The 18,129-nt window shown below is 36.5% G+C and carries 5 protein-coding genes and 2 pseudogenes; 1 reads left to right on the top strand and 6 read right to left on the bottom strand.

Features of this window, described 5'->3' with window-relative positions:
- From ACJJVZ_RS09845 to ACJJVZ_RS09835, 3 genes and pseudogenes are all read right to left on the bottom strand, one after another.
- A partial coding sequence (locus ACJJVZ_RS09845) for an amino acid adenylation domain-containing protein (RefSeq protein ID WP_405621624.1) occupies positions 1-3,959 on the bottom strand: 3,959 nt, incomplete at its 3' end.
- Between the two features lie 156 nt (positions 3,960-4,115).
- Positions 4,116-10,808, bottom strand: coding sequence for an amino acid adenylation domain-containing protein (locus tag ACJJVZ_RS09840; RefSeq protein WP_405600074.1), 6,693 nt, complete (start codon positions 10,806-10,808; stop codon positions 4,116-4,118).
- 876 nt (positions 10,809-11,684) lie between these two features.
- Positions 11,685-12,358: pseudogene (locus ACJJVZ_RS09835) on the bottom strand (integrase core domain-containing protein); the annotation flags it as partial.
- A 401-nt stretch (positions 12,359-12,759) separates the two neighbouring features.
- Here ACJJVZ_RS09835 and ACJJVZ_RS09830 point away from each other — a divergent pair.
- Positions 12,760-13,331 (top strand): annotated as a pseudogene (locus ACJJVZ_RS09830) (IS5 family transposase).
- A 534-nt stretch (positions 13,332-13,865) separates the two neighbouring features.
- Here ACJJVZ_RS09830 and ACJJVZ_RS09825 read toward each other — a convergent pair.
- The 3 genes from ACJJVZ_RS09825 to ACJJVZ_RS09815 all read right to left on the bottom strand — a co-directional run bounded on the left by ACJJVZ_RS09825 (position 13,866) and on the right by ACJJVZ_RS09815 (position 18,125).
- The gene (locus ACJJVZ_RS09825) at positions 13,866-14,927 is read right to left on the bottom strand and encodes a hypothetical protein (RefSeq protein ID WP_405600072.1); all 1,062 of its coding nucleotides are present in this window, start codon (positions 14,925-14,927) and stop codon (positions 13,866-13,868) included.
- An 803-nt stretch (positions 14,928-15,730) separates the two neighbouring features.
- On the bottom strand, positions 15,731-16,804 hold the full coding sequence (locus ACJJVZ_RS09820; protein WP_405600070.1) for a hypothetical protein: 1,074 nt from the start codon (positions 16,802-16,804) through the stop codon (positions 15,731-15,733).
- A gap of 61 nt (positions 16,805-16,865) precedes the next feature.
- Positions 16,866-18,125 carry a tetratricopeptide repeat protein gene (locus tag ACJJVZ_RS09815; RefSeq protein WP_405600067.1) on the bottom strand — a complete coding sequence of 420 codons (1,260 nt, stop codon included), beginning with the start codon at positions 18,123-18,125 and terminating at the stop codon, positions 16,866-16,868.
- Positions 18,126-18,129: the final 4 nt, after the last annotated feature.

The following is an 18,129-nucleotide window of genomic DNA, read 5'->3' as shown; positions in this document are numbered from 1 at the left end:
AACTTTAGTAATGCAAAGTAATGTCCCTGCTCATCCGCCTCAGTAATGGCGAGTTGGATCAAAGGTGCCGTTTCCAAATCAAACCCATGGGGCCCTTGTGTAACATAATTTTCAAAAGCAGTTTTTAAATCTGGGCCACGCAAATCTAATTTAATTACAGGTAACTGAGCGTGTCGCTGAACTAATTGTAACGCTTGTTGACGACCACGCCATAAGATGGCCGTTCTTAAAACATCGTGTCGATCTATTAACCAGCCAATCTGTGTTTCAAAATGATTTAGGGCTTCGACATCACCAAAAACAAAGCTTGCTGTCGTTACATACGGGTCTTGACTAGGGTTAATTGTATGGACAAACAATACACCTTCTTGCAGTGGTGCTAATGGATAAATGTCTTGGATGTTAGTCATATTACCGTTTACGTTCGCCGCTATTTGCTCAATTTCATTTTGTGACAGCTCAACCAGCGGAAGCATTGCAGGCGTAATATTTTCACAGTTTTCGGGGATCATACTATCCGGTATCTGATATTTATCTTGCGAACAAATTGAAGTTGAGATCTCTTCCGCCATCATTGCTAAACTTTCAGCCTGAAACAAACGCTGAGCTGAACAAATCAAGTTATGTTGTTGAAGTTTTGAGATTAATTGCATGATCAATAATGAATGGCCACCCAACTCAAAGAAATTTGCAGTGGTACTTATTTTTTCACTTTTGAGTTCTAATAGCTCAGCCCAAAGTAGAGTTAGAAGAAGTTCAACTTCATTTTCAGGCGCAATATATTCTTGTGTTGAAAGATCGCTATTCGGCGCAGGCAATAATTTTTTATCTATTTTACCATTCGGTGTTAATGGCCATTGAGCCATTAACACAAACTGATTAGGTACCATATGACTCGGTATGTTAGCACTAATAGTTTGTTTAATTTTCACCAGAAAAAAACATTCATTTTCTTCATCTATCGTTGTCTCATACGTGAGACAGGGCTGTATATAAGCGACTAATTGTTGTCCACCACTTAGTAATGTTCGAGTAACAACTAACGACGTTGTTATTTCTGTTAGTTGGTTAAGACGATGTTCAATTTCTCCCAATTCAATTCGAAAACCACGTAGCTTAACCTGATCATCCATACGACCAATAAACTCTAAACAGCCATTGTCGCAATAGCGTACTAGATCTCCTGTGCGGTACAAACGCGGACTATTATTAACACCCTTTTCTTTATAGTAAGGATTATTAATAAAACTATCACTTGTTAGTTCATGACGATTTAAATAACCTCGAGCAACACCTGCACCACCTAAATAGAGTTCACCGATACTGCCAATTGGTAACCTTTCCTGAGTAAAACCAAGAATATATGCCTGACTATTGGTAATCACTTTGCCAATATCTGGCACTCGGTTTAGATGTGAAGTAAATCTAGCATAAGTCGAGTAAGTAGTATCTTCAGAAGGTCCATAAAGGTTACAAACTGCAACACCTGGCAAAATATCGAAAATCAAGTTAACTTGTTGCGCAGTTAACGGTTCACCAGCGAGGTTAACCACTTTTAAGCTGTCGGGTAACGCATTTGCCTCCAGCAGAGCTTTCATCGCTGAAGGAACTGTATTAATCATACTTATATCAAGTTTTTGCTCGGTCAATGCCAAAGCATTTTTCACAATCACACTTTGATAACCAAAACATAACGGCAAGAAAATTTCGAATACTGAAAGGTCAAAATTTAACGATGTTGAGGCAAGTACTTTTTCCAACTCAAAATCATTAAATGCTTGTTTAGCCCAGTGTAACATTGCCACCGTATTACGGTGCTCTATCATTACGCCTTTAGGATTTCCTGTTGAACCGGATGTATAAATAAGGTATGCCAAATTAGTTTCATTTACACCACTTTCATCTCGGCTTAAATTACTCTGTGAATAACACGAATACTTACTATCAGATAATCCTATCAGTCCATCCAGCATGACCATATTCGCTTCTGGTAATGTCACTTTGGCCATTACTTCACGTTGACTCAACACCACGGATAATGATGCATCATCAATCAAATAGGCCAAACGCGCTTCAGGATAATCTGGATCTAACGGTACATATGCTCCGCCTGCTTTAAGGATTGCCATCATGGCAATAACCATTTCTAGCGAACGTTCAACGCACAAACCGACTGCACGTTCAGGGCCAATATTATGTTCAAAACGAAGATAATGGGCAAGTTGATTTGCCTTGATATTTAACGCTTTATAAGTAAGTGACTGTCCAGCAAAGTGTAGTGCGATACTTTCAGGGTTAGCTGCTGCCTGGATCTCAAATAACTCATGAATACATAAGTCATTGGCATAACTCACTTTATTATCATTAAATTTATTTAGCTGAATCAATTCCCGCTGAGTCAACATTTCGACCGAGGCCGTTGTACAATTTTTACTTTCATCCCAATCAGCTAAAAACTGTAAAGTATTTTGTAAATGATCAGCCAAACTTTCGATGTGACCATGAGAAAATAAAGCCACATCATAAGTCCACTCTATCATCCCTCCTTGCTCACTTAAGGTCGCATTGATATCCAGATCGTATTTAGTAAATATTTCTTCACCATGAAGTGGTGAAATAGTTACTCCAGCTAGATCCGTGTCACCATTATCTTTGTGAGTAACACCATAGTCTGAATTAGTCGTTAACATGATCTGAAATAGTGGGCTATGCGCAGTACTACGAGGTACCTTTAATATTTCAACCAGCTTTTCAAAAGGTAAATCTTGATGCGATTGTGCATCTAGATGCACCTGCCTAAGTTGCTCAAAAAAATCTTGAAGTGATTGGTTGCTAACATTAAGCCTTAGCAATAAAGTATTAACAAAAAACCCAATTAGTGATTCTAGTTCCAATTGTCTGCGATTGGCAACTGGCGTACCAATGACAATATCATGGTTATTGCTATTACGAGAAAGCACTAATGCCAGCGCACCATGCATCAACATAAATGGAGTCAGCGAAAAACGTTTAGCCAGTGCCTGTAATTTTATGCAAAGATCTGCGGGGAATTCTCGAAAAACTAATGCCCCATCATAAGATTTAATCTCAGCCCTCGGAAAATCAAGAGGTAAGCTATGCACTATAGGTAAATCAGCTAATTGCTGTTGCCAATAAGTCTTTTGCGACTCAAGTATTTCACCTTGTAACCAATCCCTTTGCCATTGAGCATAATCACTATATTGAATTTTTAATTTAGTCAGTGGATTGGTTTTACCAGCACTATAAGCTTGGTACAAAGTAAAGAACTCTCTGAGCAGTATCTCCATTGACCACCCATCCGTTGCTATATGATGCATATTAATAAACAAAACACCTTGCTGTATTTTATCATCGGGTAAAGTCAGATAACTGACTCGGATCATAAAATCTTTTTCCAGGTTAAAAGTTTCTTTCGACTCACTGGTAACAAATTCAGCTATACTTTGTTTCTGTAACTTCTCATCATCAATGTTAGACTGTACGTGTTTGATAGCAAAATCTTGGACCTCACGTAAAGTCTGCACTAGTCCTTTTTCATTTTGACAAAATATAGCTCGGAGCACTTGGTGTCGCTCAACAATTTTAGTAAATACACGTTCTAATATGGAAATATCAACATCACCAGATAGTTTAAATGCCATCGGCATATGATATTCAATCGAACCACCTTGGATCTGATCTAAGGTGTATAGACGCTGTTGCGCAAAAGAGATCGGATAGTTTGTCTTATTTTCTCTAACAGTCAGCTGACTAACAGAATGGACTTTACTCAATTTTTCTAAAGTATCAATAATGGCCATTTTATTATTTTTAATTTTTGCTGCAATATCTGCTGTAATAGCACCATTCTTTGCCTTTGATTTTAACTTTTCGTTTTCAAGGTATAGCCTGATCCCAGCTCTTTCAAGCTCAACTAGCAGTTGTTTGATATTTTCCATAATGACTGACTAACTCTAATTTATATTTGTTAAATTCTCTTAATTGCAAAAGCAGAAACCTGTTGAACCACATCCTGCTTTTACCCATAAAAATGTATCGTTATTTGACATTCAATAAAGGTATTCTTGGCTGTTATGATAAATAGATGGGTTGACTTACCAATCCGTTTCCTCAAACCCTTCTTCGTTATCTGTTGCTTGATAAGATAAACGACTTAAAAGATAATCAATATGCAATGACTGATCCTTTAATACCGTTATAGCGAATAGCTCTTTTATAGAGAACTCAACCGAAAATTGATTACGGATCAAAGTTTCTAATCTGGTTATCAAAATTGAATTGCCTCCCATTTCAAAGAATTTAGCATTGCACCCTATTTCTTCTGGTGCGATACCCAATAACTCGGACCATAAATCAACCATTGTTTGCTCTGTTACTGTTTCAGGTTTTATGTATACTAATTGCGCTGAATCACCAACTAATTCTGGTAATGCTTTTTTGTCCACTTTACCATTTGCAGTCAATGGCCAGCTGTCTATTTTAATAAAGGATGTGGGCACCATATAATCAGGTAAATTGACTGAAAGCTGCGTCTGCACTGCAAAAGTCAACTCGGCCAATGAAAGTGACTGTGATATATCTTTGGGGTTAATATAAGCAACCAAAAATTTAGTGCCATTTTTGGCCTCTTTTACTACCACTAGTGCCGAATCCAACTCGTTACATTGACTAAGTTGCGCTTCAATTTCACTTAATTCAATCCTGAAACCACGTATTTTAACTTGTGCATCAATACGTCCAACAAATTCAATATTACCATCCGGCAGTATTTTTGCCAGATCACCTGTTTTATAAATAAGCTCACTATCGCGATGCCCAGTTAAATTATAATATGGGTTAATGATAAACTTTTCGGCTGTCATTTCTGGACGCTGATGATAACCGCGAGCAAGACCGTCACCACCAATATGTAGCTCACCAATAACACCAGGCGGTACCAATTCAAGGTATTTATCCAAAACATACAAACTCACATTATGTAACGGTTTACCAATCGTTATTTTCATTCCAGGATAAAGTCTTTGATACGAACAACACACTGATGCTTCTGTTGGTCCATAAGCATTATAAAAGGGGTATTTTTCAGACCAAAGGTCAACTAATTCAGGATCACATGCTTCACCAGCCACAATAAGCCCTTGTAGTGCCAGATCAGACCTAAAATTCATCATTGCAAGAAAAGCAGGAGGCAAGGTCACATGTGTTATTTTTGCATCATATAGTAAATTACCAATAGCCTCAGGTGATATACGCTGGTCTTTATCAGTAATCACTAAGGTAGCACCATTTAATAACGCCATAGCATATTCCCATGTACCAGCATCAAAGCTCATAGAAGCAAAATGTAATACTTTACAGCTAGGTTCAATGTTAAAAGCAACGCGTTGATTTTTTGCTAAATTCACGATCCCCCGATGCTCAAGTAACACTCCTTTAGGTTTTCCTGTGGACCCTGAAGTATAAATTTCATATGCTAAGTCCGTAGATGACAGCTCCAATTGTGTAACTGCTATATTTTCATCACTATATTGCGTGAATAACACATCTTTTGGCGAAAATAGTTCATCTATATTTATAGCTTGGTATCCTACAAGATCGATTTCATTAGTGGTCGATTTTTTTGTAATAATGGTTGTTATACCAGAATCCTTTAGCATATAGTCTAATCGTGCTTTAGGGTAACTAGGATCTAATGGCACATACGCCCCACCAGCTTTAAGTACTGCTAAAGTAGCAATAATCATTTCGAGTGACCGATCTAAACATATTCCAATTAAAATATCAGACTTAACAGTACTATGATCAAGCAAATAATGGGCAAGTTGATTAGCCTTACAATTGAGTTGCTTATAACTCAATTGTTGCTGCTGATATACCAATGCAATTTGTTCCGGAGCAAGGTGGACTTGCTGCTCAAAAAGTTCATGTATACATAAAGCACGTTCATACTCACAAGCATTATTATTCAAAGCTTTAACCAAATAATCACTTAACTCATTTGGCACTACATTTAGCTCTATCGGTGTCTGCTTATTTATATGTGCTATATCGCCTTGCCCCAGGCGTTCTACTAACAAATTAAGATGCTGACTTAATTCCTCTATATGTGAGTGGGTAAACAATGATTGATCATAAATCCAATTAATTTGTAATCCGTCTTCTAAGAGAGAGAACTCAACTTCGATATCAAATTTTGCTATACAAGCATCAGCCAGTAATGGCGTTAATTGAAGGTTAGGTAAAATGGGAATAGTGTAATCTTGCTTATCTAGTTGGCCAGTAAAAGAAGCCATCAATTGACAAAGTGGTGCAAGTGCCTCACTTCTAGGTACTTGTAACGCATCAACTAATTGCTCAAATGGTAAGTCTTGATGGCTTTGAGCGTCTAAATGGGTCTCTCTAACATGCGTTAAATAAGTATCAAACGACGCTTGCTCAGTATCCACCCTAAGTGCCAAGATATTAACAAAAAATCCGATCAAAGGTTCAACTTCAACTTGCATTCTGTTGGCCACAGGCGTACCTATAACAATATCAAATGTATTACTATAACGACTAATGGTCAATGCTAATGCCGCATGCAGTAACATAAACGGAGTCATTTGATAATCTGTAGCCATTTTGCACAGTTGCTGAGCCTCCTGCAAAGGCACACGGCTCATTACCATAGCACCTGAATATTGCTTCTCTGCTGGTCTGGGGAAGTCTAGTGGCACACTGTGAACACTTGGTACACTATTTAATTTAGTTTGCCAGTAATCCAACTGCTGTTGCAACACTGTACCTTGCAACCAATTACGTTGCCACTGAGAAAAATCAGCATACTGGATGGACAATTCGTTAAGAGGACTTGGTTTACCTTCTATGAATGCATGATATAAAATAAAGAACTCACGTTTTAGCTGATTTAACGACCAGCCATCCGATGCAATATGATGCATATTAAGCATTAATACTCCTCGAGCTTCAGATAAAGAGATATAGCTTGCCTTTAGCATTAAGTCGGCCGATAAATCAAAAGGAGTTTGTGCATCCTCTAATAGTTGTTGTTTAACTAGTGACTGAGATTGTTGAGCCAAATGACCAAAATCTAGGCGCTGAATGATAAATGGTTGTGCTGGCAGAATGTATTGTTTTGGCCCACTTTCACTTTCTCGATAAACGGTCCTAAGCACTTCGTGCCGTCTAACTATTGCTGTCAAAACCTGCTCTGCACTAATTAGGTCAAATGAGCCTTCTATCTGAAACGCCATCGGCATATTATATTGTGGAGATCCACCCTGAAACTGATCTATAAACCATAACCTTTGCTGTGCAAAAGACAAATCAAATTCATTCTGTTCACGACTCTGCGATAAAATTTGAGGCCTCACTACTTTACTGCTACAACCAATCAGGTAAGCTAATTGCTTAATTGTACTCGACGAAAAAATTTGCTTTACCGTCACTTCAACACTTAACAGCTCGCGGATTTCTGATACCAATCGCACCGATAACAGTGAATGACCACCCATCTCAAAAAAATCATCTGTTGTAGATAACTGTGGCAACTCAATATTGAGCAGACGAGACCAGATCTTAGCAAGCTGCCATTCTGTATCAGTATCAGGTGCAACTAAATTACGATTTGATTGGATAGAAACGACAGGGGGTAAAGCACTTTTGTCTAATTTACCATTACTAGTCAACGGCCATTCAGCAATTACAGCGAATACGCTCGGAATCATATACCCAGGTAGTGAATCTTTAAGTGTAACCTTTATTGTTTCTATTAGAGCATGCTCTTTTGCCTCTGTCTCACATGTGAGACAAGGACGAACATATGCTACTAGTTGTTTATTTCCAGTTACTTCATTAACCTCTGCTATAACAGAATCAACATTTTCCAACGCTTCAATCGCATGAACTACTTCACCCAATTCAATTCTAAATCCGCGAATTTTAACTTGATTATCAACTCGTCCAATAAAATTTAGACGACCATCACTATTATAACGAACTAAGTCACCTGTCTTATATAAAACCTCATCATATAACTCAGAGTAAATAAAGCTCTCATTGGTCAGTTTCTGATTATTTACATAACCAAGAGCAACGCCTTGACCAGCAATATACAACTCTCCGACACATCCTAATGGTACTGGAGTTAATCCTGAACTCAAAACATAACAACAAGTATTAGCAATCGATCTACCAATACTTATATCACCTGAATCTTCAACTAATACTCGATAAGTACTTGCGACATGAGTCTCTGTAGGACCGTAATGATTATACAGTTTGCATTGTTGATGAGTAATCAAAAACTGTTGGATATTTTTGGTCATTTTAAACACATCACCAGCGACAAACACCTCTTTTAAACAAGGTAAACCATTACCTGTCGTATTGACATGCTCAGTAATTAAATCAAGCACAGCTGGAGGCACAAATAAGCGTTCAATATTTTGCTGATATAACAACTCAGCCAAATACTCCAACTGATCTTTTTGCTGTTGAGAAATTAATGTTAAACAACTCCCTGTCAGCCAGCTAGTTGCCAATTCTTGAGCTGATACATCAAACGTTAATGGTGTAAATTGTAATGTATTATACGCTTGAGTGATGCCATCAATCTCAGCTTGATGCCTAGCCAAATTTACCAATGTGCCATGCTTTTGGCACACTCCTTTTGGACGTCCTGTAGAGCCTGACGTATAAAGGATATAAGCAGCATCGGCTATCGTTATTTCGGGCCGCTTAACGTTTATATGGTTAATATTTTCATTCTCGAGGATATCAAGCCCCATGACAGCTAATGAAATCGAATTTCCTGGACAATCCGCACTTGAATTACACAATATTAATGCTAAATTTAGCTCATCAACAATATAACTTAATCTATCAGCCGGAGCAGTACGATCTAAGGCAACATAAACAGCTCCGGCTTTTAATATTGCTAAAACTGCACAAATTGTAGATTGTGAACGTTCACCATATAAACCTATTGGCTGTCCTTTAGTTACTCCATAATTAGCAATTAAAATATCAGCTATAGTGTCCGCTCGTTCATTAAGAGTCTGAAAAGTGAATTCAATATCATTTTTCTTTAATGCAACTTTCTGAGGATTAATCATTACCTGATGTTCAAACATACCATGCATAGATGTGAAGTTAAGAGGTAGCTGTGGCCCTATCGCTATTTTAGCTGCTAAATTATTCTCCTCCGAGCTAAACATTCTTACAGCGGATATAGGTACCTTTTGTAATTTTTCAGACGCAAAATCAGCCATATCTGCAAACGACACTAACACAGACAATAAATGTTGATTTAGCTGTTCTATATGTGCTTTGTTAAACAAAGATACGTCGTAGGTCCAAGCTGTAGAGGCACCATCACTATTTAATGCCATGTGAATATCAAGATCGAATTTAGTCGTGAGATTTACCTCACTCATTGGCTGCAAATAGGCATTTCCCAGTTTCAATTGTTGCTTTTCATCTTTATGTGCTACAAATTGATTATTGGTTGTGAGTAAAATCTGAAATAATGGGCTATGAGCATTATTTCTTGGTACATTTAGCGCTTCTACTAATTGCTCAAATGGAACATCTTGATTATCTTGTGCCTCCAAATGTACCTGTCTGAGATGCTTAAAGTATGTAAGAAGATGGGTATGCCCAGTATTAACCCTGAACACCAGTGTATTAACAAAAAAGCCAATCAGTGGTTCAAGAGTTGCTTCTCTGCGATTTGCAACTGGACTACCGATAATAATATCATCACTACCACTATGGCGACTAAGTACCAATGTCAGTGCAGCATGAAGTAGCATAAATGGCGTTAATTGACAAAGCTTTGCGAATTGCAATAGTTTTTCAGCAATATTTTCATCTAGTACGGTAGAAACTAAATCGCCTTTATATTGTTTTTCAGCTGGTCTATCATTGTCTAAAGATAATTGATGTAGCACAGGCGCTTCGTGTAATTGCCGTTGCCAATAATCTAACTGATACTGCAGTCGATGTTGTTTAAATTCATTTTGTTGCCAATGGGCAAAGTCTAAATATTGTATTGGCAAATCAATAAGCGGTGATGATAAGCCTTGTTCAAAAGCCTGATAAATAACAAAGAACTCTCTAGTTAAAACATCCATAGACCAGCCATCTGCAGCGATATGATGAACATTAAAAGTTAAAATACCATTGCTACTTACTTCTTTATTATCTAAGGCAACATAACTAGCGCGAATCATTAAATCTTGGCTTAAATCAAATGCTCTAATTGCTTCTTCACATAAGTACGCTTGCACGGTTTCGTACTGTGATTCGATATCACAAAAATCTTTATAATCTATAGTTAATTGGATATCTGTCAGAACTTTTTGGAGCGGCTCACCTTGATAGTCCTGATAAATAGTTCTTAATATTTGATGCCGTTTAATTACATCATTTAGTGTTTTTTCAACAAGCGTAATATTTAGGTGCCCTTTAACATTAAAGGCAATAGGAATATTATACTCACTAGAGTCTTGTTGTAATTTATCAATAAACCACAAACGGCGCTGAGAAAATGACAGAACACCAGAGTTTAAACCTAAGCGCTCCGGAATAACTTGAGGTTGTTTGTCTGGTACAACAACAAGATTATTTTTGATAGTACTAATAATTTCCGATTTATTATTCTTTAAAAAAACTTTTTCTTCTTCTGTTAAAAACTTAATTTTACCCCTGACCAATAATTTACCTTGTTCATCAACAGTAAGCTTTATTCCTTTCTCTCCGAGCTCTAAAAAAACCTGTTTCATATTATCGCTTTTGTGCAGTCAAGTTAATGAGGAAACATAGCTGACAAACAGGCCTATGCCTATGAAAAATAGATATTTATTAACAAACATTACATACTACAGATTATAAGGGTCTGCATCTAAAACATATTAGATTTCAATTGGTTCGCTAAATTAAACTAGAACAACATATTGCCTTTTAGAACTTGGCTAAACCATATTTATAAATTACGACAAGAATATTTTTACGTGTGAAGTAAATTATTTAGAACTAACTTTAACTTTGTTATATGTCAAGAACATTACATATTCTCTTTATAATAGGCATCTAATAAATATAAATTACAGCTAATGATTAACAAGAAAAAATATAGATATATTAAATTCTACTTACAAACTACTTTGCGCTCATTTAGTAAAGTAAAAGAAGATGAAGGGCAAACATAAATACCATTACAACCATCTTTATTGCCAAAGTCATATGCTATCTTAAAAATATGATGTATCAAATGTACATCAATGTTTTCTGATGTTATCTCTTGCAAATTTAAAAGAGTGCTAAGTTCCGTTAATGCGTCATTACCCATCTTACTAGTCCATGTTATAAATAGTTTACAAAATGCTTTCTTATTATACGTATAATAAAAACCTTTTAGCTACATTTTTTTACAAAAAAATAATTCCATAATTGATAAAGAAAAACAAATATTTTCATGCATGTTCATAACTGAAGAGACTATTCCATTATGCGCTTTATTTTCCAACTAAAATAGAATGGATAAAAAAGTAGTCAGGTAAATATAAGCTGATCCACGGTTTGTCGAGAGCTTCATCGCAACACAGGTAAGTGTGGTTATCGTTTAAAACACTCACAATACTTATGGTAGTATCACATTTTTAATGAGGGTTAGTAGTAAAATCTCTGTCATGTAATTGCTTCAACTTTTGTATTGGTATAATACCGCCTAACCCGATGTTAGATCTTTCATCATTATAAGGCCATAATAACTCTGTGGCTTTACCTTGTAACTCACTAATATCACTGTAGGTATAGTGACTTAACCAATCATAACGCACTGTCCGATTAAAACGCTCTATATAGGCATTTTGCTGTGAGTTTCTAGGTTGAATAAACTGTAATTTAATATAATTACCTCGTGCCTAGTCAGTTAATTTATGACTAATATATTCAGCCTGATTATCACATCTGATGGCTTTAGGTCTCCCCGCTATTCTATAACTTGATTTAATAAACGAATAATATGCTCGACTGGCAATGATAAATCAACGTCAATCACCAGTCTTTCTCGGTTAAAATTATCAATTACATTAAATAAATGAAACGCTCTGCCATCTGAGAATTGTTCAGCATTCGATAATAAATTTAGGTACTGATAGTGGCTCTGGCTTTTCGCTCTTTAATCGTTTATTTGGTTTTATACTGAGATTTAATTCGAGTTCACAGTAAATACTTTGAACCCACTTATGGTTCAATGTATAGCCTTTCCATTGCGTAAATATAAAAAGCATAGGCCAACCCCCAAATTACGCTGCCATTCGCTGAGGCCTAGGGTGTGTTGACCTTTCGTGATTGATTTTACAGCAGACTGTTTGGTATTTAGGCAAGGCAGGCCCTATGTAGTGTGGTTATTCCCCATAAATAAGCGATAACGCAGCATAAATGCAAACATGCGCGGCCCTTTGAGTTCTTTCTAGAGACGATTGACTCTTTGTTGCTCGGTTTTTACTTATTCTTACAAGGATGTAAGCCATTAGAGTAACGCAGGAGCAGTTACCGAGCCCACTAGGTTATAAACCTCGCGTCGCGATTAAATCGCCCCTAGATAGAACAAATTTTAATCCTGAAAGGTCAACAGGCTCTAGGGGCTGTTGATCTTTCAAGTATACTTTTTAAACAGCATAGTGAGCAGGTATAATTTACTTCGCCAAAAACAAAAAATAGCGACTCACTATGCCAAAGCTAATGTTAACAGATGAACGTTGGGAAATCCTGTACAAAGCAATGTTAAGTTCAGGGAGAATTTATGATAAGCCTGCACATCGAATAACGATGGAAGGAATACTCTATCGGATGCGAACAGGTTTGCCATGGCGTGATTTACCAAAATAATTTGGGTGCTGGAGCAAGGTCTTTCGACGATTTAACCTATGGTCAAGCAAAGGGGTTTTATCTCATGCTTTCAATACATTAGTGGATTCTGAAGACGTCGAATGGCTCTTTATAGATGGGAGTATTATCAGTGCTCATCAACATGGAACGGGGGCAGCTTCTTCAGCGACCGAAGACATAGGGAAAAGCCGAGGAGGCAACTCAACCAAGATCCATTTAGCGGTAGATAGCGGCGGCTTACCTGTTTACTTTGAGCTTTCACAAGGACAAGTAAACGATATCGTTCATGCAAAAAGTTTGGTAGAATTAAAAATTATCGAGCGATAGCAACAAGATACGATAAGTTATCGCGTAATTATTCAAGTATGGTTACGCTTAGTTTTTTGATGATGTGGCTGCCAGTGCATGCGTGAACAATTTATATACAGCAAAGATCAACAGCTCCTAGTAACAAATCGGCTATCTAAGGTTTTCATTACTCAGCTTTGACGAATATCGACAACACGCTTCACTTAGCATAAACGTACGGCATACTAACGAAATACTCATTTTTTGAGTATTAACGACTTCATGTACAAGTTGCTTTCGCTAAGAAGTCTTTACCACTTTATTGCCATGGCTCCCTGAATACTCCGGCCTTAAGGCGCTCCCAAGCACACATCTTTTTTTAGCGCCGGTTTTGATCTGCAAGCTCTTTCATTCTCGTCATTAAAGACACATCTATGCCACCACACTCAGCATCTCATTTATAAAAGGTTAAGCTACACATACCATGTTCACAAAATAACTCAGAAATAGGCAGGACGCATAATGCTTGCTTTAAAATAGCGAAGATGTGGCTGTTAGTAAAATATGATTTTTTTCATAATTTTCTCTATATTTACAATAAGAGAAAACTCTACATTTGACTTCTATTATTTTTCGGGGAATTGATTACCTTATTCTTTTTAAACTTTATTGAGGTAATCCACCAATTTATTTAACGCAGCACTTACTGATTTTTTATCCTTCCAATCCAGTGTATCCCAATCCACGTTAATATCCATTTTAGTAACATCCTGAGTTAATAGCTTTTTTAATCCACTCTGGGAGTTTAATGATTGAATAGTAAATGAAGGCAGAACTTTTTCTGATAACGTTCTAATCCCTTGTATCTGCTGTTCAATCAATTTCGAAATTGCTTTTTTATCAAGTACATCAAGGGTTGATTTTAAGTGTTGTGTTTTATAATTACTCTCTATCGATAGTATAAGTTTTTTCATTTTTATAAATGAATAACTGCAGCCATTTTCATAGGCTATAGTCACTGATGGATAGCGAACAAGTACATTGTAATTATCATATGCACCCATTGAAATACCAAGGGTTGAAACTATTTCTCTTATAGTTAATCGTGACATACCAGATAATGCCCTAACTTTATTAAGAGTATCAATTTCAATACGGGCATTTAAAAAAGCTTGTAGCTTTCCATATTGAGGTAAGTCTTCTCTACTTGCATTTTCTTGAAACTGCTTTACCTTTGTCAATAGCGGCTTTGTATCATAAACTTTGAACTGAGCAACCGCTCCATAGCCTTTGGCATATACCAATGCAAAAAATCGTCTATGTCCAGTTAAAATTTGATATTTTCCATCTTCAAATGGAAACACTGTTGGAACTTGTATCATTTCAGATACTGAAATGTTGTCTCCTAATTCAATGATTGAATTTATCGTTTGTGAGGCTCGCTTTCTGTCTTCGTTACTTCGCGTAATACAATTTATAATCACTGATTTACCAATCAGAACATGATCTTCAGCGTGATACAACTTGATAAGTTGCCCTTTACTTAATTTACGTGCAACAAATAGCTTAGCGTGCTCATCACCTATAAAAATCGACGGTAAAAACCTTCCATTGGTTGGATCGGGTGCTACAGAACTAAAAAAAATACTTTTATATTCAAATGATTCATCATTTAATTTTTCTTTACTATTTAACTTATTTAATAGCATTTGCTCTAACATAGCTTAACCCTTTAAATGCCCTAGTCTAAAGTTAATTACCATGACACTAAATAATGGCATCACAAAAACTGGTCTACGTCGAAACAACCTAATGAAAGTCTCAGCTTATACCTCTTAAATATAATAGCGAAATAGTGATAACTTTTCTACTCAATTGTTACATAGAAATGACAATTATTAATAATATTACTTTTACGTTCTTATTGTTTTAGCGTACCGGAAATCTTCCAATTTTAATGGCTGCTTGCAGTAGAATATCAGCTTTGTCATAGCTAAGTTTTTATCGGTGTTATTGCGCCTAGACCATTGCTAAACCGTTCGTTGTTATATGTCCATAATCAATCTGTGGTTCTATCTTATAAATCACTAATATCATTGTAAATATTAAGGTTTACCAAGCTGAGTAAACCGTAATTCAATATTATTATCTAACGCCCAATTTGCTAATTTATCGCTCATATGGAGATTACCATCAGTCTTGAACCAACAGATATTTTCTCAGGACTCCATTTTTATTTTACTATCAATTGATAATAATCGTGTTGGTGGTGTTTACGGGCAGATAAGTATAGCGTGTTTTAAAGGGTAACCACGCCTCCCTATGTTGCGATAAAGCTTTCGACAAACCGTAGATTGATGGATAGCCATTTTATTTGAACTCAACCCTGTATTCTTTAAGGCATAAATTTGGCGGCGTGGGTCAGTTGTTTATATATTTTCATTGTTATATATCTTGTCGCAGAAAAAGCGAACAGTCTATATTCAACTGAGCACTTTTTCTATCCATTCAAGTTATGTACTTACTATTTGAATCCAAGTAAATTTTGATTTGACTGCATAATTTTTTTAATAAAGCTAAATGATTGCCCAGGGTAGAGTATTATATCTTCAACTAAATACTGAGCCTCTTGTTGGGTTATTTCTAGGCGTTTCATTAGATTCACTTTTGCTTGTGGTAAAGTCCAAGCATGATAGTGAACACCAATATCTGATTCCATCATTGCAAGCATAAGCATTTTATCTTTATCAGACATACTCATGTTGCTCGCCATCGTAGGTAAATCTTGATAGGCAGACTGCCAATCAAGCCCCTCAATTGGCTGCTCATCTGACAAATACTGAACTAAAAACGATGTTTGATGAGAAACCGATAATGTGTATTCAAACGCTACTATGCTTAAGTGCTTTATTTGTTCATTAACAAGAGTGACCCATTCGAGCGGTGAATGAACTTCGCCACTAAAATAGTTAAGTTTACTTTGATACCACTCAGTCCCATTAGGTAACCCTCTTAAACCCAGGCTACCACGAGGCTTGTAATTAGCCAAATAATCGCTAAAAGCCCTTATATGACTTTTAAGAGCGGGTTGAATACCATAACTGTCAATCGCACCCAATAGATAGCTTTTCAGCAGCTGTAGTTCTACTTTATTTAACTTTAAATTGCTTTGTCTAGCGTTGTTTAATGTGCTTTGATTTAGTTTAAGCCAAGTGACAATATTGTCAGTCCCTTTATCTGAGCTATCCTGCTTAAGCATATTTGTTAATACATTAACTTGAGCTGGCCACGGAAAGTAACGTGCGGGAAAGCGCTCCGCAATTACGAGATAATTAACCTGTGCAATTTGGTTTGATTTAAGCTGCATGTCCATCAAACTTTGATAGATAGTGTGACGTTTATTGAGGTAAGTATCCGAAAAAACGAATTGCTCGTTAGTCACATTTTCACTGTTTAAAACATTAGTTCGCACCAGTGAAGTGTTCAAATCTTTTAAAGCGCTTTGCGCTTCTTCAAATGAGTTATAGACCGGCTCCTGCCTAGAGCACGCAACTAAAAACAAGCACAATAGTAATGACAAAAATAATGTTTTATACATAATAACTCCAATAAAAAAAGCCCCAGAGGGGCTTTTTAAAAATTGCTAAAACAAATTAAAGTTAAATTTTAACACCGTTGCGAGCGGCTTTATCTTTAATATACGTAGCCCAACCTTTTGCAAACTTACGTGTGCGAGGGTCGTCCATTGCTTTTGTAATAGCAGCATGAGCTTGCTTATACTTACCTTGATAGTAATACGCTTCAGCTAAATCTGAGTAAATTGTGCCCTTTTTATCAGAACCCAATTCTAGTGCTTTGTTCAAACGAACAACAGCAGCACTGAACTTCTCAGATTGTAAAAGTAATGAACCAGCTTTGCGGTAAAGCTCAGCATCTTCATCAAATTTAGCAGCCTCTTCGTAATACTTAGCAGCTTTTTCTAGATCTTTAGAGCGATGGTAATTACTAGCAATCGCGCTAACATTCTGCTTAGTACGTTTTACTTTCTCTGTTTTAACGGCCTTTTCAAGTGTTATAGCTGCTTTAAAAGGGATTTCATTTAAAGAATAAAAGTTAGATAAAACTTTATACTCAACTTCATTTTCGAAGTAACCGTTCTTGTATGCAACTTCCATCGTTGCTAAGCCTTTCTGATAATCTTCAGTTTGTAGGTAATACTTACCTAAACTAACCCAAGCTTTTTTATCATCAGGCCATACACGGACAATTTCTTCGCCAATTTTAACCATGTTTGCATAATCTTTAAGCTCAAAGTATGCGCCAAGTTTTAATTGGTAAGGGCCTTTGTTAGGCTCTTTTTGAAGCTTTATTGCCTTATCTGCTGGTTCAAAAACATCACGGTATTGTTCTAACTGATAGTTAGCTTGAGCAATACGTGTATAAACCGTAGGGTCCTCTTCACCGGTAAAGTCCATCCAAGCTACATAAGCTTTTTTGGCTTCTTTGTACTTTTCAGTACCAGCAAATAAATCACCTAACAATTTTAATGTTTGTTCCTGATCAGCAAAGTTCAAAACATCAGGGGCAACTGCTTGCTTAGAATATTTAATCGCATCGTCATACTTTTCTTTTTGAGCGTACATGCTACCTAAGTAACGATTTACGGTCGCTTTATCAAAGTCATTCGAAGGTTCGATCTCTCTAAGCAAAACAATTGCTTCGTCAATTTTTTCTTCGTTGTACAAGTCAAACGCTTTAATTACTTTTTTACCAGTACGCTCGCCCATGATTTTAGTTTTTGCTTTTTTACGCTCTTCAATCTTTGCGTAATCTGGCGCTGCTAAAACAGATGCACTTAAAGTAACACCCGACACAGACATAAGAATTGCAAGCGCAGTTACTTTAGAAAAATTTCTCATTACT

Source organism: Pseudoalteromonas sp. Ld19 (assembly GCF_045064135.1).
In the GTDB taxonomy this organism is placed as follows: domain Bacteria; phylum Pseudomonadota; class Gammaproteobacteria; order Enterobacterales; family Alteromonadaceae; genus Pseudoalteromonas; species Pseudoalteromonas aliena.
The sequence above is the reverse complement of the archived record's forward strand: the minus strand, read 5'-3'. Positions and strand labels throughout refer to the sequence as shown.